Origin of the sequence: Rhizobium sp. K102 (assembly GCF_022385315.1) — a bacterium.
GTDB classification, from domain to species: Bacteria; Pseudomonadota; Alphaproteobacteria; order Rhizobiales; family Rhizobiaceae; genus Rhizobium; species Rhizobium croatiense.
The window spans coordinates 692871-715997 of the sequence record NZ_CP092436.1 but is presented as its reverse complement, the minus strand read 5'-3'; the positions used below and the strand labels follow the sequence as shown (position 1 = coordinate 715997).

15 protein-coding genes and 2 pseudogenes are annotated in these 23127 nt (G+C 62.3%); 4 read left to right on the top strand and 13 right to left on the bottom strand.

The annotated features are described in order from the left end of the window. Nucleotides 1-45: 45 nt before the first annotated feature. Together MHI61_RS09370 and MHI61_RS09365 are read right to left on the bottom strand one after the other, a co-directional pair. Nucleotides 46-1458, bottom strand: a complete 1413-nt coding sequence (locus MHI61_RS09370; RefSeq protein ID WP_239791778.1) for an FAD-linked oxidase C-terminal domain-containing protein — start codon at nucleotides 1456-1458, stop codon at nucleotides 46-48. A 150-nt stretch (nucleotides 1459-1608) separates the two neighbouring features. Further along, complete coding sequence (locus MHI61_RS09365) at nucleotides 1609-2643, bottom strand: aldo/keto reductase (RefSeq protein WP_239791777.1); 1035 nt, start codon at nucleotides 2641-2643, stop codon at nucleotides 1609-1611. Nucleotides 2644-2735: 92 nt separating this feature from the next. Here MHI61_RS09365 and MHI61_RS09360 point away from each other — a divergent pair, with 92 nt between their 5' ends. Together MHI61_RS09360 and MHI61_RS09355 are read left to right on the top strand one after the other, a co-directional pair. Further along, nucleotides 2736-3638, top strand: a complete 903-nt coding sequence (locus MHI61_RS09360; protein WP_239791776.1) for a LysR family transcriptional regulator — start codon at nucleotides 2736-2738, stop codon at nucleotides 3636-3638. A 231-nt stretch (nucleotides 3639-3869) separates the two neighbouring features. Continuing rightward, nucleotides 3870-4955 carry an AbrB family transcriptional regulator gene (locus tag MHI61_RS09355; RefSeq protein ID WP_239791775.1) on the top strand — a complete coding sequence of 362 codons (1086 nt, stop codon included), beginning with the start codon at nucleotides 3870-3872 and terminating at the stop codon, nucleotides 4953-4955. A gap of 26 nt (nucleotides 4956-4981) precedes the next feature. On the opposite strand, the gene MHI61_RS09350 is transcribed toward MHI61_RS09355, so the two are convergent. Continuing rightward, complete coding sequence (locus MHI61_RS09350) at nucleotides 4982-5851, bottom strand: AraC family transcriptional regulator (protein WP_239791774.1); 870 nt, start codon at nucleotides 5849-5851, stop codon at nucleotides 4982-4984. 44 nt (nucleotides 5852-5895) lie between these two features. On the opposite strand from MHI61_RS09350, the gene MHI61_RS09345 reads away from it, so the two are divergent. Continuing rightward, nucleotides 5896-6303 (top strand): DUF2000 family protein, encoded by a 408-nt coding sequence (locus MHI61_RS09345; protein WP_239791773.1) that lies wholly within the window; start codon nucleotides 5896-5898, stop codon nucleotides 6301-6303. Between the two features lie 102 nt (nucleotides 6304-6405). Here the strand turns inward: MHI61_RS09345 and MHI61_RS09340 are convergent, their stop codons facing one another. From MHI61_RS09340 to MHI61_RS09295, 10 genes and pseudogenes are all read right to left on the bottom strand, one after another. Next, a complete protein-coding gene (locus MHI61_RS09340) occupies nucleotides 6406-7071 on the bottom strand; it encodes an OmpA family protein (RefSeq protein ID WP_004673336.1) in 666 nt (221 codons plus the stop codon). 489 nt (nucleotides 7072-7560) lie between these two features. After that, the gene (locus tag MHI61_RS09335; RefSeq protein WP_239791772.1) at nucleotides 7561-8559 is read right to left on the bottom strand and encodes a flagellin; all 999 of its coding nucleotides are present in this window, start codon (nucleotides 8557-8559) and stop codon (nucleotides 7561-7563) included. A gap of 262 nt (nucleotides 8560-8821) precedes the next feature. Then, complete coding sequence (locus MHI61_RS09330; RefSeq protein ID WP_239791771.1) at nucleotides 8822-11977, bottom strand: efflux RND transporter permease subunit; 3156 nt, start codon at nucleotides 11975-11977, stop codon at nucleotides 8822-8824. Continuing rightward, nucleotides 11974-13173: an efflux RND transporter periplasmic adaptor subunit gene (locus MHI61_RS09325; protein WP_239791770.1), complete on the bottom strand. Its 1200-nt coding sequence runs from the start codon at nucleotides 13171-13173 to the stop codon at nucleotides 11974-11976. The genes MHI61_RS09330 and MHI61_RS09325 overlap by 4 nt, the downstream gene beginning before the upstream one ends. 275 nt (nucleotides 13174-13448) lie before the next feature. After that, nucleotides 13449-14352 (bottom strand): annotated as a pseudogene (locus MHI61_RS09320) (adenylate/guanylate cyclase domain-containing protein). A 121-nt stretch (nucleotides 14353-14473) separates the two neighbouring features. Beyond that, nucleotides 14474-14675 (bottom strand): annotated as a pseudogene (locus MHI61_RS09315) (PIN domain-containing protein); the annotation flags it as partial. A 38-nt stretch (nucleotides 14676-14713) separates the two neighbouring features. Then, the gene (locus tag MHI61_RS09310) at nucleotides 14714-16264 is read right to left on the bottom strand and encodes a SpoVR family protein (RefSeq protein WP_097604963.1); all 1551 of its coding nucleotides are present in this window, start codon (nucleotides 16262-16264) and stop codon (nucleotides 14714-14716) included. Continuing rightward, on the bottom strand, nucleotides 16261-17535 hold the full coding sequence (locus tag MHI61_RS09305; RefSeq protein ID WP_239791769.1) for a YeaH/YhbH family protein: 1275 nt from the start codon (nucleotides 17533-17535) through the stop codon (nucleotides 16261-16263). The genes MHI61_RS09310 and MHI61_RS09305 overlap by 4 nt, the downstream gene beginning before the upstream one ends. Before the next feature lie 12 nt (nucleotides 17536-17547). Next, nucleotides 17548-19491 (bottom strand): PrkA family serine protein kinase, encoded by a 1944-nt coding sequence (locus tag MHI61_RS09300; RefSeq protein WP_097604958.1) that lies wholly within the window; start codon nucleotides 19489-19491, stop codon nucleotides 17548-17550. Between the two features lie 412 nt (nucleotides 19492-19903). Beyond that, nucleotides 19904-20380, bottom strand: a complete 477-nt coding sequence (locus MHI61_RS09295; RefSeq protein WP_097604955.1) for a VOC family protein — start codon at nucleotides 20378-20380, stop codon at nucleotides 19904-19906. 237 nt (nucleotides 20381-20617) lie between these two features. Between MHI61_RS09295 and MHI61_RS09290 the strand changes: the two genes are divergently transcribed. After that, the gene (locus MHI61_RS09290) at nucleotides 20618-23113 is read left to right on the top strand and encodes a UvrD-helicase domain-containing protein (protein WP_239791768.1); all 2496 of its coding nucleotides are present in this window, start codon (nucleotides 20618-20620) and stop codon (nucleotides 23111-23113) included. The last annotated feature ends 14 nt before the right edge of the window (nucleotides 23114-23127 follow it).

Below are 23127 nucleotides of genomic sequence, written 5' to 3'. Positions count from 1 at the left end.
ATTCATGCAGGGGGCAAGGCCCAAGTTCATGAGAATATTCCGTTTTCAGCCGTGATGGAAAATCTTGCCGGGATTGAAGATGCCGTCCGGATCGAGCGCCTGCTTCACCTGTCGCATCAGATCCACCGTCCCTCCCAGCTCCTGCTCCAGAAAGGCCATCTTTCCCTGCCCGATTCCATGTTCGCCGGTGCATGTCCCGTCCATGTCGAGCGCCCGCCGGTTGAGCCGCTGCACGAAGCTCTCGGCCATGGCAATGTCGTCGGCGCTTTTGTCATCGAACAGCAGCAGCACGTGGAAGTTCCCGTCGCCGGCATGGCCGACGATCGGGCCGAGCAGCCCGTGTTCCTCGATATCCGCCTGCGTTTGCGAAACACAATCGGCAAGCCGCGATATCGGAACACAAACATCGGTCGAAAGTGCGGCAAGCCCTGGAGCCAGCGCCCTGGCCGACCAATAGGCATCGTGGCGCGCCTTCCAAAGTTTGGTCCGCTCCTCGGCATTGGCGGTCCAGAGGAATTCGCCCCCACCGCATTCAGCGGCAATCTCGGCAAAGGCTGCCGATTGCAGCGGCACGGTTTCGTCGGTGCCGTGGAATTCGAGGAACAGCGTCGGGCTTTCGGCATAGGAAAGCCCGGAATAGGCATTGCACGCCCGCATCTGCACAGCATCGAGCAACTCGATGCGCGCCACCGGAATGCCCATCTGGATCGTCATGATGACGGCATCGCAGGCCGCCTTGATGCTCGGGAAGGCGCAGACGCCGCCGGCGATTTTCTGCGGGATCGCCTGCAGGCGCAGCGTCACCGATGTCAATATTCCGAGTGTGCCTTCGGCGCCGACAAAGAGCCGCGTCAGGTCGTAGCCGGCCGAGGACTTGCGGGCACGCCGGGCGGTACGGATTTCCTCGCCATTGGCGGTGACCGCCGTGACGGCGAGCACATTGTCCTTCATCGTTCCGTAGCGCACGGCATTGGTGCCCGACGCCCGTGTCGACGCCATGCCGCCGATCGAAGCATTGGCACCGGGATCGATCGGGAAGAACAGGCCGGTATCGCGCAGGTGGATATTCAGTGCCTCGCGGGTGATCCCCGGCTCGACCGTGCAGTCGAGATCCTCGGGATTGACCTCGAGCACGCGGTTCATGCGGCTGAAATCGATCGAAATACCGCCATTGGCGGCATTGACCTGTCCCTCCAGCGAGGAGCCGGTGCCGAAGCCGATCACCGGCACCTTGTGGGTCGCGCAGACCCTGACCGCCATCTTCACATCCTCGGCGCTCTCGGCAAAGAGGACGCCGTCTGGCAGCTGCGACGGAATATAGGTGGTCGTATGGGCATGCTGCTCACGGAAGGATTGGCCGGTCTGGAAGCGCTCGCCGAAGCTCTGCTTGAGAATGCCGAGCACAGCGGCAATGCCCGCCTCGTTGCGTGTGCCGGCCTTTGCGTCCTTCAGCGCCATCCCTTTGATCTCCCTGCCATTCCAAGAAACCACGTCGTGTTTCGTGGGACCCAGGCAGGGTATGCGGCAAGTCAAAGCGGCTGTCCAGTTAAGAATGGGAGAAGATTTCATTCCCCTTTTGTCATAGGACGGTCCGCTTTGTCCGACACCTCAGACGATCGGCGGATTGAGCCGGGCGAAGCCCTCCTGCCGTCGATATGGGAAATAGGGATAGGGCGCCGTCGTGGCGCTGACTGCGTCGAGCCTTTCGATCTGCTCCTTCGACAGGCTCCAGCCGACGGTACCGAGGTTCTGCCTGAGTTGCTCTTCGTTGCGGGCGCCGATGATGACGCTCGACACCGTCGGTCGGCCGAGCAGCCAGTTGATGGCGATCTGCGGCACCGTCCTGCCGGTCTCCGTTGCGACGGCGTCCAGCACCTCGACGATGTCGTAGAGCCTCTCCTCGTCAACAGGCGGGCCGTATTGCGCCGTCTCGTGCAGGCGGCTTGCCGCGGGCAGCGGCTCACCGCGGCGGATCTTGCCGGTCAGCCGCCCCCAGGCGAGCGGGCTCCAGACGAGAGCGCCAACGCCCTGGTCGGCGCCGAGGGGCATCAGCTCCCATTCGTAATCCCGCCCCGCCAGCGAATAATAGACCTGATGGGCGACATAACGCGGATGGCCGTGGCGCTCGGCGGTCGCCAGCGACTTCATCAGTTCCCAGCCGGCAAAATTGGAAACGCCGATATAGCGGATCTTACCGGAGGCGACGAGCCCGTCGAGCGTCGACAGCACCTCCTCGACCGGCGTCGAGGCGTCGAAAGCGTGAAGCTGCAGAAGGTCGATATAGTCAGTTCCAAGCCGCCGCAGCGCCTCCTCGGTCGCGCGGATCAGCCGCGCCCGCGACGCTCCCCAGTCCTGTGGCCCCTCGCCGGTCGGCAACGCCGTCTTCGTCGAGATCAGCACGGCATCGCGCCGGCCGCGGATCGCCTGGCCGAGCACTTCCTCGGAGGCGCCGGCCGAATAGACATCCGCCGTGTCGAAAAGATTGACGCCGGCTTCGAGACAGATGTCGACGAGCCGTCGCGCCTCCTCGGCATCGGTGTTGCCCCATGCGCCAAATAGCGGCCCGCTGCCGCCGAAAGTGCCGGCGCCGAAGCTCAAGACCGGTACCCTGAGGCCGGATGCGCCGAGATTTCTATATTCCATGGCTCTGTCTCCTGTATTTCTCCTGAGATAGACTCGACCCCTGCGGTGATATAGATTGCCTATCAGCAAAGCATTTGTGATTTGAATTCATCATGGGCCGCCAGGACATCAACCGCTCCGGCGAGATGGAAGTTTTCGTCAGCGTCGTCGAGCGCGGTGGCTTTTCCGCGGCCGCCACGGTGCGGCGCATGACGCCGTCCGCCGTCAGCAAGCTCGTCGCTCGGTTAGAGGCGCGCCTCGGCGTTCGCCTCGTCAATCGCTCCACCCGCAGACTGCAGCTGACACCGGAGGGCTGCGCCTTCTACGAGCGCAGCATCGCCATCCTTGCCGATATCGCCGAGGCCGAACGCCAGGCTTCATCAGGCGAGGAAGCGGCAGGCCGCATCCGCATCAACACCAGCGGCTCCTTCGGCAATCATGTGCTGGCGCCGCTCGTGCCCGCCTTCATGGCGCTTCATCCCGCTGTGACGCTGGAAATTGCCCATACCGACAAGGTGATCGACCTGATGGAGGAGCGCGCCGACGTCGCGGTCCGCGCCGGACCCTTGAAGAGTTCCAGCCTGATCGCCCGCAAGCTCGGCGCCACCGGCAAGATCATCGTCGCCTCGCCCGGTTACCTCAGGCGTCACGGCGAACCGCGCACGGTGGCCGATCTCCGTCGCCATTGCCGCATCGGCTTTTCCTATGCCCGCGCCATCGAGGGCTGGCCGATCCGGGAGAGCGGCGAGACGGTGACGATCCCGATCACTCCGGGCATTCAGGTCGCAGACGGCGAAGCCATGCGGCATCTCGCTCTGTCGGGCGCCGGCCTTGCCCGACTGGCCGCCTTCACCGTGCGTGCCGATATCGAGGCCGGTCGCCTGGTGCCGGTGCTCGAAGAGGCGAATCCCGGCGATCTCGAGGAGTTCTACGCCCTCTATATCGGCCAGGGCGGCCCACTGCCGGCGCGGGTACGCGCCTTGCTCGATTTTCTCGCCAGCCATGTGCGGCTCTGAGGCATCGAACAAGGTGCCTTATGAAAACAGCGGCTTAAGCCGGCCACTTGAATCAAACTCGCATCCCAAAGCACCGAGAAGCCAGATTTCGCGATTGACCGCGTCCGGAGCACGCCTCTATACCGGGCCTGCGCCAGCCGGCCGTTGCTGCCGGCCTCTCTTCGTCACGCCGGAGCTTCCTCCCACCTTCAGCCTCAGGGCTTGGCGCCGGCTAGGAAAGATACGGGACACATGCCATTCAGCCGCCTGCTGCGCGATGCCGGCCTGCCGAAATGGGCGCTGCTGCTGGCGCTCTCGACCGCCTTCACCGTCTTCCTCGAACTCTTTGCCTTGCCCGCTTCGCTGCTGATCGGGCCGATGGTCGCCGCCATCGCGCTGGCGCTGACCGTCGGCAAGGGAAAGCTTCGCGTCCCGCTCTGGCCGCTGCAACTCGGCCAGGTGCTTGTCGGCCTGATGATGGCGCGCACCATCACCCCTGATATTCTCGGCACCATGGCGAAGGATGCGCCGCTCTTCCTGCTGTTCATCTTCTCCGTCATTGCTATTGCCACCGGCCTCGGCTGGCTCCTGACGCGCTGGCAGGTGCTGCCCGGAACGACCGCCGTCTGGGGCTCCTCGCCGGGCGGCGCCTCGGCGATGGTCATCATGTCGGAAGCCTATGGCGCCGATGCCCGGCTCGTCGCCTTCATGCAGTATCTGCGAGTGGTCTTCGTCGCCGTCGGCGCCTCGGTGATTTCACGCCTGTGGGTGGCCGCCGACGGCGCCGAGCCGCCGCCGCTCATCCTCTTTCCCGAAGTCGACTGGCCTGCTTTTGCAGCGACGATGGCCTTTGCCGCCCTCTGTGCCTATACCGTCAGGCGCCTGCGCATCCAGGGCGGGATGATCATCGTGCCGCTCTTTCTCGGCGCCTTCCTGCAGGGCATCGGCCTGATGAAGATCGAGCTGCCAATGTGGCTGCTCGCCATCGCCTATGCGCTCGTCGGCTGGAGCATTGGCCTGCGCTTCACCCGTTCGATCCTTGAGCACGTGGCGCGCGCCCTGCCGCGAGTGTCGGCCTGCATCGTGCTGCTGATGGCGCTTTGCGGCTGTATGGCGGCCGCCCTTCACGTCTTCGCCGGCATCGATCCGCTGACGGCCTATCTCGCCACCAGCCCCGGCGGCGCCGATTCCGTCGCCATCATCGCCGCCTCCAGCAATGTCGACGTGCCCTTCGTGATGGCGATGCAAACCGGCCGCTTCCTTGTCATCCTGCTGATCGGCCCGATGCTCGCCCGCTTCATTGCGCGCCGCTCCGGTCTTGCGGAAAATCCCGTTTGAAGCGCCCTCAACGCATAAACCCGTGCCTAGCTGCCGGGATTGCGCGCCAGCGCCGCCCACTGCCCGGGCGTCATGCCGTAGGCCTTCTTGAAGTGGCGGTTGAGATGGCTCTGGTCGGCAAAGCCGGTCGCCGCCGCCGTATCCGAAATGCCCTCACCCGCGCCGATCATCGCCCGGGCCCGCTGCAGCCGCCGCATCAGGAGGTAGCGATGCGGGCTCGTGGCGAAGGCCGCCCGGAAATGCCGCGACAGCGCGAAACGATCGAGCCCGGTGACCGCTTCCAGTTCGCCGGAATGCACCGGCCGCGTGGCATGCGCTTCAAGATAATCGCGCGCTGCCCGTGTCTGCCGCCAGGCGATCGCCCCGAGCGGCCGGCGCGGCAACCGCGCGTGCCGTGACAAGCCGCCCGTCACCCGCGACACGAAATCGTCGACGAAGAGCTCATCCAGTTCGCGGTCGAGTTCGCCGAGGGCGGCAAGCAGCACGCCGGCCAGCGCCGGATCGCCGATGACCGGCTCATCGACGAACGGCAGCCCAAGGCCTTCCGCCTCCAGGCATTCGAGCAGCAGCGCCGGCTCCAAATAAAGCATGCGGTATTGCAGCCCGTCCTCCGTTCCTGCCCCGCCGTCATGTTCCTCGTCAGGGTGCAGCACGATCACCTGTCCCGGCAGGCTGAAGCGCCGTTCGCCGCGATAGCGAAAGGTCTGCACGCCTTTCATGGTGACGCCGAGCGCGTAGGTGTCGTGCCGGTGCGGCTCGAAGGCATTGCCGGAGAATTTCGCGCCGATGCGCTCGATGCCGGGAAAGGCGGGCGCGGTCAGAATGCCGTTGCCGGATGGCCCGGTGCACAAACGTTCAAGACCTTCGAAGACCTGCGGATGTAGATCCTGGCTCAATGCCCTCGATACTCCTATTCCATGCAGAGGTGAAAGACTGTCTGATGTTTGATACCAAAATCGCCGTCGTCCTGCGAAACAATCTTGCCGCCTGGCAGAAGCTGAATGTCACCGCCTTCCTGATGACCGGCGTCGCCGGCGGGCATCCCGAGATTATCGGCGAACCCTACCGCGACCGTGCCGGCAACATCTACAACCCCCTGTCGATCCAGCCGATCATCGTGCTTTCCGCCGACGAGGCGACGATGTCGGCAATCCACCGCCGCGCGCTGGAGCGGGATGTCACCGCCTCGCTCTTTATCGAGGAGATGTTCGCGACCGGTCATGACGCCGCCAATCGCGCCGTCTTTTCCGAATATGCGCCCGACGACGCCAAGGTCGTCGGCATCGCGTTGCGCGCCGACAAGAAGATCGTCGACAAGGTCACCAAGGGCGCGACGATGCAGCATTGAACACATGTCAGCAGGCCCGGCACAAGATACGAAGCACGTTGACGCTTTAACAGAAAGAGGCCGGGAGCGACCCGGCCTTTCGTATACTCTATCGAAACAGGCTCAGCCCTGGGTGATCGGCGCGATCTGGATTTCGACGCGGCGGTTCTGGGCGCGGCCCGCCTCGCTTGCGTTGGAGGCGACCGGCTGGGACGGGCCGAAGCCGACGGCGGAGACGCGGCGCTGGTCGATACCCTGGCCGCCGAGATAATCGGCAACTGAAAGCGCACGGCGCTGCGACAGATCCTGATTGTGCTGCAGGCTGCCGGTCGAATCCGTATGGCCGTTCACGTCGATCAGCGTGCGATTGAATTTGCGCAGCACGATCGCGACCGAATTCAGCGTCGGATAGAAGCCCGGCTTCACCGCATCCTGGTCGACGTCGAACGTGATGTTCGAGGGCATGTTGAGAATGATGTTGTCGCCGTTGCGGGTCACCGAAATGCCGGTGCCTTCGAGCTGGGCGCGAAGCTCTGCTTCCTGCTGGTCCATATAGTTGCCGATCGCACCGCCGGCGAGAGCGCCGATGCCGGCGCCGATCAGCGCCGCATTGCGCTTGCCGTGCCCGCCGCCGCCGACGGCGACACCGACGAGAGCGCCGCCAAGCGCGCCGAGCGCCGCGCCGCCCGCCGTATTGGAAACCTTCTGTTCACCGGTATAGGGATCGGTCGTCGTGCAGGCGCTGAGATAGCTTGCTGCGACAGCCAGAAGTATGAATTTCTTGATCATGGACAGGACAGTCTCCGTTCAAAGCTGATGCGAGCAAATGGCAAGGATTACGGCAAGAAAATGAAGATGTTCCCTTGATAGGGGAATTTCAGGCGCCGAAACAGCAGCCATGTTGCTTGAATGCGCTGATATCACCAGTTTTTGGTAAGGAGCGCTCCTGGCTAGCTTCGCCAGACCTGCCGGTCCCTTTTTGATTGCGGTTGCCGTGACCGACTGACCTCTCCCCAGGCATCGTTGGGACGCCCCTTCTTCTCCCTCATTCCTGTGCTCGTCACAGGAATCCAGCCACCGCGCGTCGGCGCGGTGAATAACTCAATACGACGGACGAAAAAGTCTCTTGCGCCCAAGGACTTGGGCGCACTGGATTCCTGTGACGAGCACAGGAATGAGGGAGGGCGGGTTGGCACGCCCTCCAATCGACCGCTGGTATCCTGGGCGATCAATAGTCGGATAGGCAGCGCAGCGCCGCTTCGTTTTCCAGTCGCACCTTTAGAAATTCTGGAACAGCTGCCTGACCGTATCATAAGTCGCATTGGCGATGTTCAGCGATTGCAGGCCGAGCTGCTGCTGTGTCTGCAGTGCCCTCAACCGGCTGGACTCCTCCTCCATGTCGGCATCGACCAGCCGGCCGATGCCGGCGGTGATGTTGTCGTGCAGCTTGGCGGCGAAATCGTTCTGCAGCTCGATGCGTTTTTCCAGCGCACCGAAGGCCGAGCCGACCGTCGTCAGCTGCGTCATCGCGGCATCGACGACGCTGATCATCTGGCCGATCTGCCCTTTCGTCGTGGTTGACGACAGCGAAATGACGACCTGGCCGGCGGTGGTGCCGTTCTTGCTGGTCATCAGCACGTAGTTCTGCGCGGCCCCGAGCTCGGTGGCAAAATAGGTCGAGGTCAGCACGCCGTATTCGCCTGAGCCGGTGGCCCGGTCGTCGATCAGGTAGCGCGCGTCCTTCGACGTCGTCGCCCCGACCGGCGTGTTGTCGATATGGTAGCTCAGCATGCCGATGGAGACCGTGCCGTCGGCATTGCGGATGAACGAGGCCGGGATCTGGCGCGGCTGCGTCGGCGTTGCATCGTTGGTGAGGATCACCCAGTTGTCACTGTTGAAGGTTGCCGATTCCGCGACGCTGCGAAGCTGCGCTTGCAGCTGCTTGAGCTCTTCATTGATCTTGTTCTTGTCGACCCCCTCCTCGGTGGCGGCAACAAGCTTGGCCTTGATCTCGGAGACGACGTCGATGACGTTCTGGACGCCGGTATAGGCCGTGCCCATCGTCGCAGCTGCCATGCCGAGCGCATCCTGAATGGCGGAAACGGCCTTGTTGTCGGTCCGTGCGGTGGTGGCGATCGACCAGTAAACCGCATTGTCGGCGGCTTTCGCGACACGCATGCCCGTCGTGATGTGGTTCTGCGTGACCGTCATATTGCGGTTGATATCGCGCAGCACATGGAGCGCCGCATCGACGGAGACGCGCTGATAAATACTCACGGGAACTAAACTCCAAAAACACAACAGAACGCAACTGAACCAGGAATGAACCTTCCGCGCGGACACTCATGTCCGGGGTCGCTGAATCCAGCGCGTTGCGGCCTTCGAGAAACGGAGAAGACCAGTCGGTTCCTGGTCACGATCATTGCCGCTTATGCTTAACAAACGGCTAATCTTCAGACGAAATTTATCTTATTTGGCAAGGCTTGATATACCATAAGAAACCCCGCCGTCCGGCGAGGGATTCGGTCTGAGGCAAGCCTCATTCTGCGGCTTGCAGCTGCTCTTCGTCTGGTGCGGCGCGAGGCCGGGTGGCGATCGCCATCTCCTCGTGCAGGCGCGCTTCTTCATGGGCGTGCGGATTGGCAAAACGAGCGAGCAGCAGATAGGCGACCGGAGTGATGAACAGCGTCACCAGCGTCGCGAAGCCGAGGCCGCCGACGATCACCCAGCCGAGCGCTACGCGCGCTTCCGCGCCGGCGCCATGGGCAAAGACCAGCGGCACGCCGCCAAGTATGGTGGCGATCATCGTCATCATCACAGGGCGCAGGCGTAGCGCACAGGCCTTCTCGATCGACGCGCGCACGTCCTCGCCCCGGTCGCGCAGCTGGTTGGCGAATTCGACGATCAGAATGCCGTTCTTCGCCATGACGCCGACGAGCAGCACCAGGCCGATCTGGCTGTAGATATTGAGACTGGAGCCGGTGATGACAAGCGCGAAGACGGCGCAGGCAAGGCCGAGCGGCACCGTCGACATGATGATCAGCGACGACAGCACGCTTTCGAACTGGGCCGCCAGCACCAGGAAGATGATGACGATGGCAAAACCGAAGGTGAGCGCCATGCCGCTCGAGTTCTCTTCCAGCGTTGCAGCCTCTGCAAGTGGCAGCAGGCGCGCGCCCGGCGGCAGAAGCGGCTCGGCCAGCTCCGTCACCTGCTTGACGGCATCGCCGAGCGACATGTTGTTCTTGAGCCCGGCGGTGATCGCGACGGAGGCGAGCTGCTGCTCGCGGTTCAGCTGCGGCGCAACTGAGCCCTCCTTCATCGTGGCGATGACCGACATCGGCACGATCTTGCCGTCGCCGGTCTTCAGGAACACGTTTTCGAGGTCGGTCGGATCGTCGATCGGCCGCGTCGTGGAGGTCAGAAGCACAGGATAGGATTCGCCGTCGACGAAGACGTCGACCACCGAGCGTCCTTCGAGCAGCGACTGGATCGCCGTCGAAAGCCCCGTAATGTCGATGCCGAGATCCGAGGCACGCTCGCGGTCGATCGCCACCGATACCTGCGCCTGGCTGGGTTCGTTGGTCAGGCGCGGCGTATCATATCGGCCGGTGGCTTCGAGCGCCTGCACCAGCTTCGCGGCCGCCGCAGTCAGCGCCTGGTGATCATTCCCGACCAGCGCCATCTGCACGCCGCTGCCGGCGCCGCGGATGCGCAGGCTGTTGGAAGAGATGGCGTTGCCGCGCAGCGCCGGCACCCTCGCCGCCGCCTGGTTGATGTCGCCGACGATCTCCGCCTGCGTCCGCTGGCGTTCTCCCCAGGGAGCGAGCGTCAGCACCATGAAGCCGCTGTTCAGCGAGCCGCCCTGGCCGGAGATCGAGAAGACGTTGCGGATATCGCCGCTGTCGACCAGTGGCTGGAGATACTCCTCGACGAGCTGCATCTTGTCGCGCGTATATTCGAGGCTTGATCCCTGCGGCGTCGTCAGCCGCATCATCACCATCGAACGGTCTTCCTCGGGCGTCAGCTCGCTCTTGACTGTGGAGAAGGCGATCACCGCTGCACCGGCAAAGATCACCGAGAACAGGATGACGACCATGGGCGCGTTGAGACAGCCATGCAGCGCCCATTTATAGAGACGGGCGAGCGCGCCCCCGAAACGGCCGAGCGCACCGTGATCCTCGATGATCGGCTTCGTCAGCATGCGCGAGGCGAGCATCGGGCAGAGCGTCAGCGCCACGATCGATGACAGCCCGACCGAGAAGGCGAGCACGAAGCCGAATTCGCGGAACAGGCCGCCGACCTGTCCGGGCAGGAAGGAGAGCGGAATGAACACCGCCGCCAGCGTCGCGGTCGTGGCGACGACGGCGAAGAACACCTCGCGCGTGCCGAGCACCGCCGCCGCCCGCGGCCCCATGCCCTCGGCGCGGCGGCGCACGATGTTCTCGAGCACCACGATCGCGTCGTCAACGACGAGGCCGGTCGCCAGCACGATGGCGAGCAGCGTCAGGATGTTGATCGAGAAACCGACCATGTAGATCGCCGCCAGCGTCCCGATCAGCGCCACCGGCATGCTGACCGCCGGGATAAGCGTCGCCCGCCAGTCGCGCAGGAAGAGATAGATGACGGCGGTGACGATGACGGCGGCAAGCACCAGCGCCAGCACCACCTCATGGATCGCACCCTGGATGAAGACGGCGTCGTCGCTGGTGATGGCGATCGTCGTTCCCTCGGGCAGCGTCTTCGACAATTGCTCGACGGCGGCCTTGATGCCGGTCGAGATGTTCAGCGTGTTCGACTGCGCCTGGCGGATGATACCGAGGCCGATGCCGGGCTTGCCGTTGGAGCGCAGCGCAGTGTCCCCGTCGCGGGGCCCGAGCGTCACCGTCGCGACGTCGCCGAGGCGGACACGGTCCTGCAGCATGACATTGGAAAAATCGGCCGGCGTTTGCAGGTTGGCGGTGGCGCGCACGACGATATCCTGGGTCGTGCTCTTCAGCGAGCCGGCCGGCACATCGAGCGCGGCATTGTCGAGCGCCTTCGTCAGGTCGCCGATCGTCAGTCCGCGGCTTGCCAGCGCGCCCTGATCGACATCGACACGGAAAACCTTCTCCTGATCGCCATATTCCTCGACATCGGCCACGCCGTCGACGGAGGCCAGCCGATCGATCACCTCGTTCTCGACGAGCAGCGTCAGGTCGTCCATGTTGAGGTTGGTGGAAGTGACGGCTAGGCGCATGATCGCCGAGGAGTCCGAATCCGCCTTGACGATCTGCGGGGCATCCGCCTCGTCGGGCAGGTTCTGGGTGATGCGGCCGATCGCATCGCGCACGTCGTTGGCGGCAACGGCGAGATCGATCGCATCGGAAAATTCGAGCGTCACCCGGCTCTGGCCGAAGGAAGAGGTGGACGAGATCGATTTCAGGCCGCTGACGCGGGCGACCGCACCCTCGATCACCTTGGTCAATTCCTGGTCGATCGTCTGCGGCGACGCGCCGTCGAAAGTCGTGCGCACGGTGACGACGGGACGGTCGACATCCGGCAGCTCGCGGACCTCGACGCCGACATAGGCCGCAAGGCCGGCAACGACCATCAGCGTGTTGAACACCAGCGCCAGAATCGGCCGGCGAACGAAAAGCGCTGTGAAGCTCTGCTTGCCCGACGATCCGCCCTGATGAATCTCGGTCACGTTCATTGGGTCGCGACCTCCCCGTTGGCGGCGACATCGGCGGAAACACGCACCGCCCCGCCCTCACGCACCCGCTGCAGGCCCTGCGTCACGATCTTGTCGCCATCCTTGAGGTCGGCCTTGACGAGAATGAAGTCGGGATTGCGCTGCACGATGCTCACCCGCACCTTATGCGACTTGTCGTCGGCCACTTGCCAGACGAAGGATCCTTGCGAATCCCACTGCACGGACTGTGGATCGACCGCCGGATATTTGTCGCCCGGGAATTTCATGCTGACGCTGAAGGACATGCCGGCGCGCAGCTCGTCCGACGAGTTGTCGATCCGGGCGCGCAGGCGCAGCGTGCGGCTCGCCGCATCGATACGGTTGTCGACGGCCTCGATCACCCCCGAGAACACCTGCCCCGGCTTTGCGACCGACATCGCCTCGACCGGCTGGCTGACCGCAACCGTATTGGAGAAGCGCTCCGGCACCCAGAAATCGACGAGGATTTCCGAACGGTCGTCGAGGGTGACGATCGGCGTCGTCGTCGTGACGTTATCGCCGATATTGACCGGCACGATGCCGACGATGCCGTCGATCGGCGCGATGATATTGCGCCGGGCGAGGTTGAGCTCGGCCGCCTGCAGCTGCAGGCGGGCGCCCTGCTCGGCGATCTCGGAATCGAAGACGTCCATGCGCGACACGCTGGACTTGATGTTGTGATAGAGATTGGATTTTTCGACGGCGGCCCTAACCGCCACATCCGCTTGGCCGCGGGCGATCACCTGCTCCTCGCTGTCGAGCTTGGCCAGCACCTGGCCGGCCTTCACCCTGTCGCCCGACTTGATGAGAATCTCGCGAATAGTCCCGGATGCCTGCGGCGTCACGGCGACCGAACGGATCGCGTCACCTGTGCCGATGGCGTTCAGCCGATCGTTGACGACGCCCTGGACGACAGCCTCGGTCGCTACGAGAATCGCGCTGTTGCGCCCGCCGCCATTGCTGCGGTTCTGCCCCTGGCCCTCGCCCTGGCCACGGCGCTGGCCTTGCGCCCCGGCATCGGCCGTCTCTTCAGCCTTCGGCACAATCTTGGAAACGAGGCTCTCCGGAATGCCTGCATCGCGCATCATATCGCCGGCACCCGGCACAAAGAAAACCCATGCGGCAAAGCCGGCAATAATGACGATGAGCGAAAGTATAAACTGCTTCCAAAAGGCCATTCACGTCTCCGGAGGGACTCGAGGTTGGACCAGGGTCGGTCAAAAGAGGCGCTGCGGGATCGAAGTCCCCAGGGATCAAGAACCCCTGTTGATGCGACAATATCGCGCGTTTGCAGCTTAGCGGCAAGCATAAGCACCCGGCATTACCGATTTGTAATATCAGCAAAGAATGGAAATAACCCGGACGCTCACTTTTGCTTGAACGAAGCTCGCAAACGTCTTGACGAAGCCGGTTTCGAGGCAAGATTGCTCGGCAAAACCCGTGCGGTGAATGTCTACCGACGCATTGACCACTGCAGGCCGAGCACCGCCGCCAGTCCCAACACCGGCCACACCGCCCAGAAGCGTCCTTCCCAGGTGAAGAGGTTAATGCCGATGATGCCGAGCGCCACGATCGCCAGTGCCGCGAGCTTATGATCGACGAGGGTCTGGCCACGGTTCCAGGCCAGCGCCGCAACGACGGTAAGCGCAAGGACGGGAAAGCGCGCCCAGAATACGCCCTGCCACGACAAAAGATTGATACCGATCAACACGGCGGCGATGACGCCGAGCACGGCAAACAGCCTTCGTCCGCCGGGAGCCGGCCGTGCCTCCTCCGTGACCGCGAGTGCGGGCGATGGCCGGGCAGCGGCAGGTCGCTCGGCAGACGGCGCCTCGTCGCTTCCGTCGCCGATCCTCACCGCATAGCTTGGCACGCCTTCTTCGACATTCTTGACCATCAGCGGCCCGAGAAACTCGAAACCGACCGCCACCTTGTTGCGAACCTGGTCGTAGACGGTGCTCGATATGACGATTCCGCCCGGCGCTGCCGAGGCCTGCAACCGCGCGGCGATGTTGACGCCGTCACCATAGATGTCGTCGCCCTCGACGATCACATCGCCGAGATTGATGCCGATACGGAACAGCATGCGCCCGTCGTCAGGGCGGCGGGCATTGAAGCCGGCAAGTTCGTTCTGCGTGTCGACGGCTGCACGCACGGCCTCGACCACGCTCGGGAAATCGGCGATCAGCCCATCGCCCCAGGTGTTGACGACACGGCCGCCATGGCTTTCGATCAGCCGCCCCATCGCCTCCCGGCAACGCTTCAGCGTTGCAAGCGTCCCCTCCTCGTCGGCTCCCATCAGCCGCGTATAGTCCTGCACAGAAGATCGTCGTCAGCTTGCGCCGCGTTTCACCCATAGTCCTTCGTCTCCGCGCTGTCCGACCCGGGGGATCGCGACGACAGCAGATTACGAAGGCTTTGCCTTTGTTGCCACCGGTAATTGCTGATCGATCATCCATCATTCCTGATGTACGCGGTTCAGCTTTCGCCCGTCCAGTCATCGACCTTTAAAGGTTCAGAAATGCGAGCAAAGCTTTGTCACGCGTGACGAGGGTTGCCGCGGTCGCGACGGCATGAGCGGCAATCATCATGTCCAGGGCGCCAGAATCGTGCCTTTGGCTTCACAGGCGGCGCGCAGCTCGCCATAGGCCCGCGTGACGTCGTGATCCCAAGGGATCACCGACTGGCGACAGGCAGGCATGTCACCGGTGCCGGCGATTATTGAACGATCTTGCGCGGGCTCGCCGTGTGCTCCCTCGCCACCGTGTTGGAACCGTCGATCTCCTGGAGCAAGACATCGTAGCCCCAGAGATCGGCAAGATGCTGCAGGACCAGCTTCGTGTCGTTTTCCTGAAGATAGCAGCCGTTCATGACGATATGCTGCAGCAACAGCCGGCGGTCGCCGGCGAGGTCGACATCGACGATGTCGATGGCCGGATCGGTCCAGCCGATATCATATTCGCGGGAGAGCTGGCGGCGGATGCGCAAGTACCCGCGCTCATTGTGGATCGCCGAAACCAGTACACCCTCGGTCTGTTCCGGATCGTCGTAAAGATGGAACAGGCGCAACTGCCGGATGAGGTTCGGGCTCAGGAACTGGCTGATGAAACTCTCATCGCGGTAATTGGCCCAGACGTCGCGCAGGACCGCCATCGCATCGCCGCGGCCGGCGATGTCGGGGAACCATGCGCGGTCCTCCTCCGTCGGCTTCGTGACGATCCTCTCGATATCCTGCATCATCGCGAAGCCGAGCGCATAGGGATTGAAACCCGAAAACCGCCGGTCGTCATAGCTTGGCTGGAAGACAACATTGGCGTGCGACTTCAGGAATTCGAGGAAGTTCCCATCGCTGATCTGTCCCCGCTCGTGAAGCCGGTTCATGATCTGGTAATGGACGAAGGTAGCAGTTCCCTCATTCATGACCTTGGTCTGCCGCTGCGGATGGAAGTATTGCGCGACATGGCGGACGATGCGAAGAATTTCGCGCTGCCACGGCTGCAGCCGCGGCGCGGACTTCTCAAGAAAATACAGGATATTGTCTTGCGGGAGACCGAGCGCGGCACGGCGCTTTTCCAAGCCGATGTCACCTGCTTTTTTCGCCTTGCCGACGGGAACCGTGCGCCACAGGTCGTTGAACATCTGCTCTTCGTGGGCGCGGCGCTCCTGCTGCCGCTTCTCCTCCTGGCGAAGGTCGGTCGCAGTCTTGCCCGCGTACCGATGCACTCCGTGCGACATCAGCGCATGCGCTGCATCGAGCGTCCGTTCGACCGCCGTCTCGCCATACCGTTCTTCGCAGCGCGTGATATAACCCTTTGCGAAATCGAGGTAATCGAGAATTCCCTCCGCATCGGTCCAAAGCTTGAAGAGATAATTGTTCTTAAAGAAGTGATTATGGCCGAAGGCCGCATGGGCGGTGACGAGCGTCTGCATCGTCGCCGTGTTCTCTTCCATCAGATAGGAAATGCAGGGGGAGCTGTTGATGACGATCTCGTAGGCAAGGTCGCGCATCCCGCGGCGGTAGAATGTTTCGTGATGCGCGAAGTGTTTTCCGAAGGACCAATGGCGGTAAAAGAGCGGCATCCCGGTTGAGGAATACGCATCCAGCATCTGCTCCGAGGTGATAACCTCGATCTGGTTCGGATAGACGTCGAGGCCGAGTTCGCCGAGTGCAATCGCCTCGCAGGCATCGTGAATGCGCTGGAGCGTTGCGAAGTCCCAGTCGGCACCTTCGAACAAAAGCCGGTCTTTCGGCCTCACCGTCATGGTCATGGCGTCACCCTCGGCTGTGCGTCACGTTTTTGGAAGAGATCGTGGAAAACGGGGAATATCTCGCCTCGCCGGCAGACCTTGCGCATCGAAAGCGGCAGCGCTTCGGAACGGATACCGTCATAGAGCATCCAGAGCGGTGACCGGGATACGGAAGAATCGCCGCCTTCCTCGCCCACCTCGATATAGGCAAAATACTGGCACAACGGCAAAATCTCGCGCAGAAGCTGCCCGGTCAGGTTGCCGTCGGAATGGGCGTTGTCGCCGTCCGAGGCCTGGGCGCCGTAAATGTTCCACTCGGCCGGATCGAAACGCGCCGCGATGATCGCCCGCATCGCCGCAAGGGCGCTGGAAACAAGCGTGCCGCCCGTCGCCGGACCGTAGAAGAAAGTTTCCTCGTCGACCTCTTCGGCCCTGTCGGTATGACGGATGAAGACGATTTCCACTTTCTTGTAGCGTTTCGACAGGAAAAGGTAGAGCAGCAGATAGAACCGCTTCGCCAGGTCCTTCATGTGCTCCGACATGGAGCCGGAGACGTCCATCAGGCAGAACATCACCGCTTTCGCCACAGGCTTCGGCTCGTTTTCGAAGCGGCGATATCGAACGTCGAGCGGATCGATATAGGGAATGCGCCGGCTTTTTTCCCTCAGTGATTTGAGCTTGGCCTCAAGCGCCAGACGGCTCTCGTCGTCTTCGCATTCCTCGATCTGCCGCTGCAGCGCTTCGATCTCCTCGCGGCGAGGGCGCCCCAGGGCGACGCGGCGCATCATCGCAAGTTTCGTCGTGCGGCCGACGGCAATGTTGGACGGTGATCCCGACACGGAATAGCCGGCACGGAAGGGAGTTTCCTCTTCGGTTTCGGCCAGACGCCGCTTGGCGAGGTCGGGCAGCTCCAGATCGTCCAGGAACACATCGAGGAATTCCTCGCGCGTCAGCACGAAACGGAAGCCGTCCTCGCCGTCACCTTCGCCCGCATCCTTGGGTTTTCCGCCCCTGCTCCCCGGCGGGCGCGGGAGAATGTCACCTTCGACGAAGGCCCTGTTTCCCGGCAGAATATGATCGCGGATGCCGCCATCGCCCCTCCGCAGGTTCGGCTCGGCCATCCCGTCGATCGGCAGGCTGATTTCCCCGCCGTCGAGCACATCGCGAATGTTACGGTTTTGCAGAGAACGTTTCACCGCCTGCTGCACGGCGCCCTTCATGCGTCGAAGGAACCGCTGCCGATTTTCCAGACTTTTACCGCGCGGATTCAGCCGCCGGTCGACAATGTGCATAATGGCTCCGCATTAACTTGCCTGTTTGACGCGCATGTACCATTCCACAAGGCGTCGAACCTGCCTCTCGGTGTAACCCCGCGCGGCCATGCGCGAGACGAATTCGCTGTGCTTCTTTTCGGTTTCCGAATCCTTCTTCGATCCGAAGGAAATGACCGGCAAAAGATCTTCGACCTGCGAGAACATACGTTTCTCGATGACTTCCCGGATCTTCTCGTAGCTCGTCCATGACGGATTTTTTCCGCCGTTGGCTGCCCGCGATCTCAGCGAGAACTTGACGATTTCGTTGCGGAAATCCTTCGGATTGGCAATTCCCGCCGGCTTTTCGATTTTCGTCAGTTCCTGATTGAGGAGCTCGCGGTCGAGAAGCTGGCCGGTATCGGGATCCTTGAAGTCCACATCTTCGATCCAGGCATCGGCATAATCTACGTAGCGGTCGAACAAATTCTGTCCGTAGTCTGCATAGGATTCAAGATAGGCCTTCTGAATCTCATTGCCAATGAACTCTGCGTAGCGTGGCGCAAGATCGGCCTTGATGAATTCCAGATAGCGCTTCTCGACATCGTCGGAAAATTGCTCGCGACGGATCGCCTGTTCCAGCACATACATCAGATGGACGGGGTCGGCGCCGATATCCGTGGTGTCGTGATTGAAGGTCGAGGCGAGCACCTTGAAGGCGAAGCGGGTCGATATCCCGTCCATGCCTTCGTCGATGCCGGCAGCATCCCGGTATTCCTGAACGCTGCGGGCGCGCGGATCGCTTTCCTTCAGGCTTTCGCCGTCGTAGGTGCGCATCTTCGAGAAGAAGGTCGAGTTCTCATGCTTGCGCAAGCGCGAAAGCACGGAAAAACGAGCCAACATTTCGAGTGTTGCCGGGGCGCATGGCGCATCCGCCAATTCCGATCCCTCGATCAGCTTTTCGTAGATCTTCTGTTCTTCCGTCACCCGCAGGCAATAGGGCACCTTGATGACACAGATACGGTCGATAAAGGCCTCGTTGTTCTTGTTGGCTTTGAAGGTCTGCCACTCCGCCTCGTTCGAATGCGCAAGGACGATGCCGGAGAAGGGTATGGCGCCGATATTCTCGGAGCCGATATAGTTGCCCTCCTGCGTCGCCGTCAGCAGCGGATGCAGCATCTTGATCGGCGCCTTGAACATCTCGACGAATTCGAGAATGCCCTGGTTGGCGCGGTTGAGCCCGCCCGAATAGCTGTAAGCATCGGGATCGTTCTGGGAATAGGTTTCCAGCTTGCGGATGTCGACCTTGCCGACCAGCGACGAGATGTCCTGATTGTTCTCGTCGCCAGGCTCGGTCTTGGCAATGGCGATCTGGCGCAGCCGCGAAGGTTGTATCCTGACGACGCGGAATTGGGAAATATCGCCGCCGAAGTCGTCGAGCCGCTTCAGGCACCATGGGCTCATCAGCCCGTTCAGCCGCCGCAGCGGGATGCCGTACTGCTCCTGGAGGAGCGAGCCCATTGTCTCAGGATCGAAGAGGTTGAGCGGGCTTTCGAACACCGGACTGATCTCGTCGCCCGCCTTCAGCACGTAGATCGGATGAACCTCCATCAACTGCTTCAGCCGCTCCGCCAGCGACGACTTGCCGCCGCCGACCGGGCCGAGCAGATAGAGAATTTGCTTGCGCTCCTCGAGTCCCTGCGCCGCGTGCCGGAAGAAGGAAACAATGCGTTCGATGGTCTCTTCCATGCCGTGAAAGCCGGTAAAGGCTGGATAGACCCGGATGGTCCGGTTCATGAAGATCCTGCCGAGGCGCGCATCCCTGGCCGTGTCGACCATTTGCGGCTCGCCGATCGCAGCGAGCAGGCGCTCCGTCGCATTGGCATAGGCGATCGGTTCTTGCTTACAGAGGTCGAGATATTCCGAAACCGACATGTCGGCCTCGCGGCGCGCTTCATAACTGCGCGTGAACGCATCGAATACGGATTCACTCAGCATGGGACCTCCATTAAGGTTATGCCGCAGGCTCTAAGCCGTATAACCATCGAGATGGCCACGGCGTTCCTAAGAATCAATAGTTTCGTAGGTATATTCGACGCTCACCGGCTGTTTGTAGCAATGCACAAAAAATTGCATGCACCGGTAATTTTTTACTCTGCGAAACTGTTTCATATTGTAGTTGAAAAAAGGCCTATTGCGATATCAGCACATTTAGCGACGTGACATGAATGTCAAAAAGGTGTGCAATGGCGCCCGTGATTCGAGAATGCGAGAAAACAGCGATCGGCAGCCGATAAGGGCAGCCTCGATCGGGCGGATGCCGATGCGCCGCCAGTAAATTCGGTAAATTTCAGGGAAAATGGCGCGTGGCGATCACGCGCCCCGATTCGTAATCGTGCCTCCGCCGGCCTCAGCCGTTGAACGCCCTCTCCAGCGCAGCAAGATCAATCTTGACCATGCCGAGCATCACCTCGGTGACGCGCTTGGCCCGTTCTCGATCGCTGTCGGCGACCATCTCGGAAAGCACCCGCGGCACGATTTGCCAGGAAAGGCCCCAGCGGTCCTTCAGCCAGCCGCAGGCTTCAGGCGTGCCGCCATTGGCGAGAAACGCATCCCAGATCCGATCGATCTCGGCCTGGCTGTCGAGCAGAATGGCAATCGAAAAAGAATGGTTGAAGCTGTCGAGCGGGCCGGCCTTCATCGCCAGGAAGGCTTGATCGCCGAGCGTGAATTCGATCAGTTCGACGCTGCCCGGAGGCCCGCTCGGCGTTTCCGCCGGCAATATGGTGGTGCGGCCGATCCTGGAATCCGGAATGACCGATACGTAGAATTCGACGGCTTCGCGCGCTTGCTCCGCGAACCAGAGATTTGAAACGACCTTCGGCATGAACAGCCTCCTGTTGGCGAGGGTTGCCGGAACTCCTGTCCGATGCCCCGAGGACGTCTCGCCGGCATCGGTTCCGACAGGCTGAGCTCGGATTTTTTGCTGCGCGGCCGTACGACGATCGCAGTCACACCCAGCGGCGGCCCTGCCGCCCGCATCGGTCCGCAATAGCGGTGGTTCAGGAATGAAAGCAGAACATCTTTTCTGGTCTTTCCCTCCCGAATCACTACATTACGCGCCATGACCAATAGTTTCGACGATATTCCCTTCTTCGACGAAGAGCCGGGCGAAATGGCGCGCAAGCCGCAGCCGCCTGCCGCACCCCGGGGGCACGCCCCCTTGGGAAGGGCGCCCGCTGCGGCCGGCGGGATCGCCGCCCGCGCCATGGCGGCGCGCGACGGCGGCAAGCGACCGGATTACCTCGCAGGCCTTAATCCCGAACAGACGGAAGCCGTGGAAACCCTGGAAGGTCCGGTTCTCGTCCTTGCCGGCGCCGGCACCGGCAAGACACGGGTACTGACCACGCGCATCGCCCATATCCTCAATAGCGGCCGCGCCTTCCCCTCGCAGATTCTCGCCGTCACCTTCACCAACAAGGCCGCCCGCGAGATGAAGGAGCGCATCGCCCTGCTCGTCGGCGGCGCCGTCGAAGGCATGCCCTGGCTCGGCACCTTCCACTCGATCGGCGTCAAGCTTCTGCGCCGCCATGCCGAACTCGTCGGCCTCAGCTCCGATTTCACCATTCTCGACACCGACGACGTCGTCCGTCTGATCAAGCAGCTGATCCAGGCCGAGGGTCTCGACGACAAACGCTGGCCGGCCAAGCAGTTCGCCGGCATGATCGATACCTGGAAGAACAAGGGTCTCGGCCCGGCCGATATTCCCGAAGGCGACGCCCGCGCCTTCGCCAATGGCCGTGGCCGCGATCTCTATTTCGCCTATCAGGCGCGCCTGTCGACGCTCAATGCCTGCGATTTCGGCGATCTGCTCATGCATCCGATCGCGATCTTCCGCAAGAATCCGGATCTTCTGAAGGAATATCACGGCCGCTTCCGTTATATCCTCGTCGACGAATATCAGGACACCAACACCGCCCAGTATATGTGGCTGAGGCTGCTGGCCCAGCGCAGCAAGGGCGAGCCGCAGAATGTCTGCTGCGTCGGCGACGACGACCAGTCGATCTACGGCTGGCGCGGCGCCGAGGTCGACAATATCCTGCGCTTCGAGAAGGACTTCCCCGGCGCCAAGGTGATCAAGCTCGAGCGCAATTACCGCTCGACCGAACATATCCTCGGTGCGGCCGCCCATCTGATCGCCCATAATGAAGGCCGCCTAGGCAAGACGCTGTTCACCGACCGCGCCGATCCCGATGACGTCAAGGTGCAGGTCCACGCTTCCTGGGATTCGGAGGAGGAAGCCCGCGCCATCGGCGAAGAGATCGAGCAGCTCCAGCGGGGCAAGCATCTGCTGAACGACATGGCGATCCTGGTGCGCGCTTCCTTCCAGATGCGCGAGTTCGAAGACCGCTTCGTCACCCTCGGCCTCAACTATCGTGTCATCGGCGGCCCGCGTTTCTACGAGCGCCTGGAAATCCGCGATGCCATGGCCTATTTCCGTCTGGTCGCCCAACCGGCCGACGACCTCGCCTTCGAGCGCATCATCAACACGCCGAAGCGCGGCCTCGGCGACACGACGGTGCGCGCCCTGCACGACTATGCGCGTGCCCGCGACATCCCGATGCTGGCGGCAGCCGCCGACATGATCGAGACCGACGAGTTGAAGCCGAAGGCGCGCAAAGCCCTCTTCGACGTGATTCAATCTTTCCGCCGATGGCAGGAACTGCTTGAAAACACACCGCATACCGAACTTGCCGAGCAAATCCTCGAAGAGTCCGGCTATACCGACATGTGGAAGAACGACAAGAGCGCCGAAGCGCCGGGCCGCCTTGAAAACCTGAAGGAACTGATCCGCTCGATGGACAGCTTCGAGTCGATGCGCGGTTTCCTCGAACACGTCTCCCTCGTCATGGACGCAGAAACCAACGAGAACCTCGACGCCGTCTCGATCATGACGCTGCATTCGGCCAAGGGCCTGGAATTCGATACCGTCTTCCTGCCCGGCTGGGAGGAAGGCCTCTTCCCCCACCAGCGCTCGCTGGATGAGAGCGGCCGCGCCGGTCTGGAGGAAGAACGGCGGCTGGCCTATGTCGGCATCACCCGCGCCAAGCGCCGCTGCCATATCTGGTTCGTCTCCAACCGCCGCATTCACGGCCTCTGGCAATCGACCCTGCCCTCGCGTTTCCTCGACGAACTGCCGGAAACCCATGTCGAGGTCGCCGAGATGGAGCAGAGCTACGGCGGTTACGGCCGCGGCGGCTACGGACAGTCCCGCTTCGACAAATCAGAACCTTTCGCCAACTCCTATTCCACGCCCGGCTGGAAACGCGCCCAGGCCAACAGGACCGACGCCACGCGCGACAACTGGGGCACCCGCTCCGGCCACGCCGTCGAACGCATCGGCTATGGCGAAAGCGGCCCGAAGGGACGCACGATCGATGGCGAGCTGGTCGCCAAGTCGACCTCGTCGGAGCCGTCGCGCTTCACCCTCGGCGATCGCGTATTCCACATGAAGTTCGGCAATGGCAACATTACCGGAATCGAAGGCAACAAGCTGACGATCGACTTCGACCGTGCGGGGCAGAAGCGGGTGCTGGACGGCTTCGTCGAGCGCGTCTGAGCGCGCGACGATAC

Coding starts and splice junctions, on each gene's coding strand:
- MHI61_RS09370 (WP_239791778.1), bottom strand. CDS start 1,458: ATGGCGCTGAAGGACGCAAAGGCCGGCACACGCAACGAGGCGGGCATT.
- MHI61_RS09365 (WP_239791777.1), bottom strand. CDS start 2,643: ATGGAATATAGAAATCTCGGCGCATCCGGCCTCAGGGTACCGGTCTTG.
- MHI61_RS09360 (WP_239791776.1), top strand. CDS start 2,736: ATGGGCCGCCAGGACATCAACCGCTCCGGCGAGATGGAAGTTTTCGTC.
- MHI61_RS09355 (WP_239791775.1), top strand. CDS start 3,870: ATGCCATTCAGCCGCCTGCTGCGCGATGCCGGCCTGCCGAAATGGGCG.
- MHI61_RS09345 (WP_239791773.1), top strand. CDS start 5,896: ATGTTTGATACCAAAATCGCCGTCGTCCTGCGAAACAATCTTGCCGCC.
- MHI61_RS09340 (WP_004673336.1), bottom strand. CDS start 7,071: ATGATCAAGAAATTCATACTTCTGGCTGTCGCAGCAAGCTATCTCAGC.
- MHI61_RS09330 (WP_239791771.1), bottom strand. CDS start 11,977: ATGAACGTGACCGAGATTCATCAGGGCGGATCGTCGGGCAAGCAGAGC.
- MHI61_RS09325 (WP_239791770.1), bottom strand. CDS start 13,173: ATGGCCTTTTGGAAGCAGTTTATACTTTCGCTCATCGTCATTATTGCC.
- MHI61_RS09310 (WP_097604963.1), bottom strand. CDS start 16,264: ATGACCATGACGGTGAGGCCGAAAGACCGGCTTTTGTTCGAAGGTGCC.
- MHI61_RS09305 (WP_239791769.1), bottom strand. CDS start 17,535: ATGCACATTGTCGACCGGCGGCTGAATCCGCGCGGTAAAAGTCTGGAA.
- MHI61_RS09300 (WP_097604958.1), bottom strand. CDS start 19,491: ATGCTGAGTGAATCCGTATTCGATGCGTTCACGCGCAGTTATGAAGCG.
- MHI61_RS09295 (WP_097604955.1), bottom strand. CDS start 20,380: ATGCCGAAGGTCGTTTCAAATCTCTGGTTCGCGGAGCAAGCGCGCGAA.
- MHI61_RS09290 (WP_239791768.1), top strand. CDS start 20,618: ATGACCAATAGTTTCGACGATATTCCCTTCTTCGACGAAGAGCCGGGC.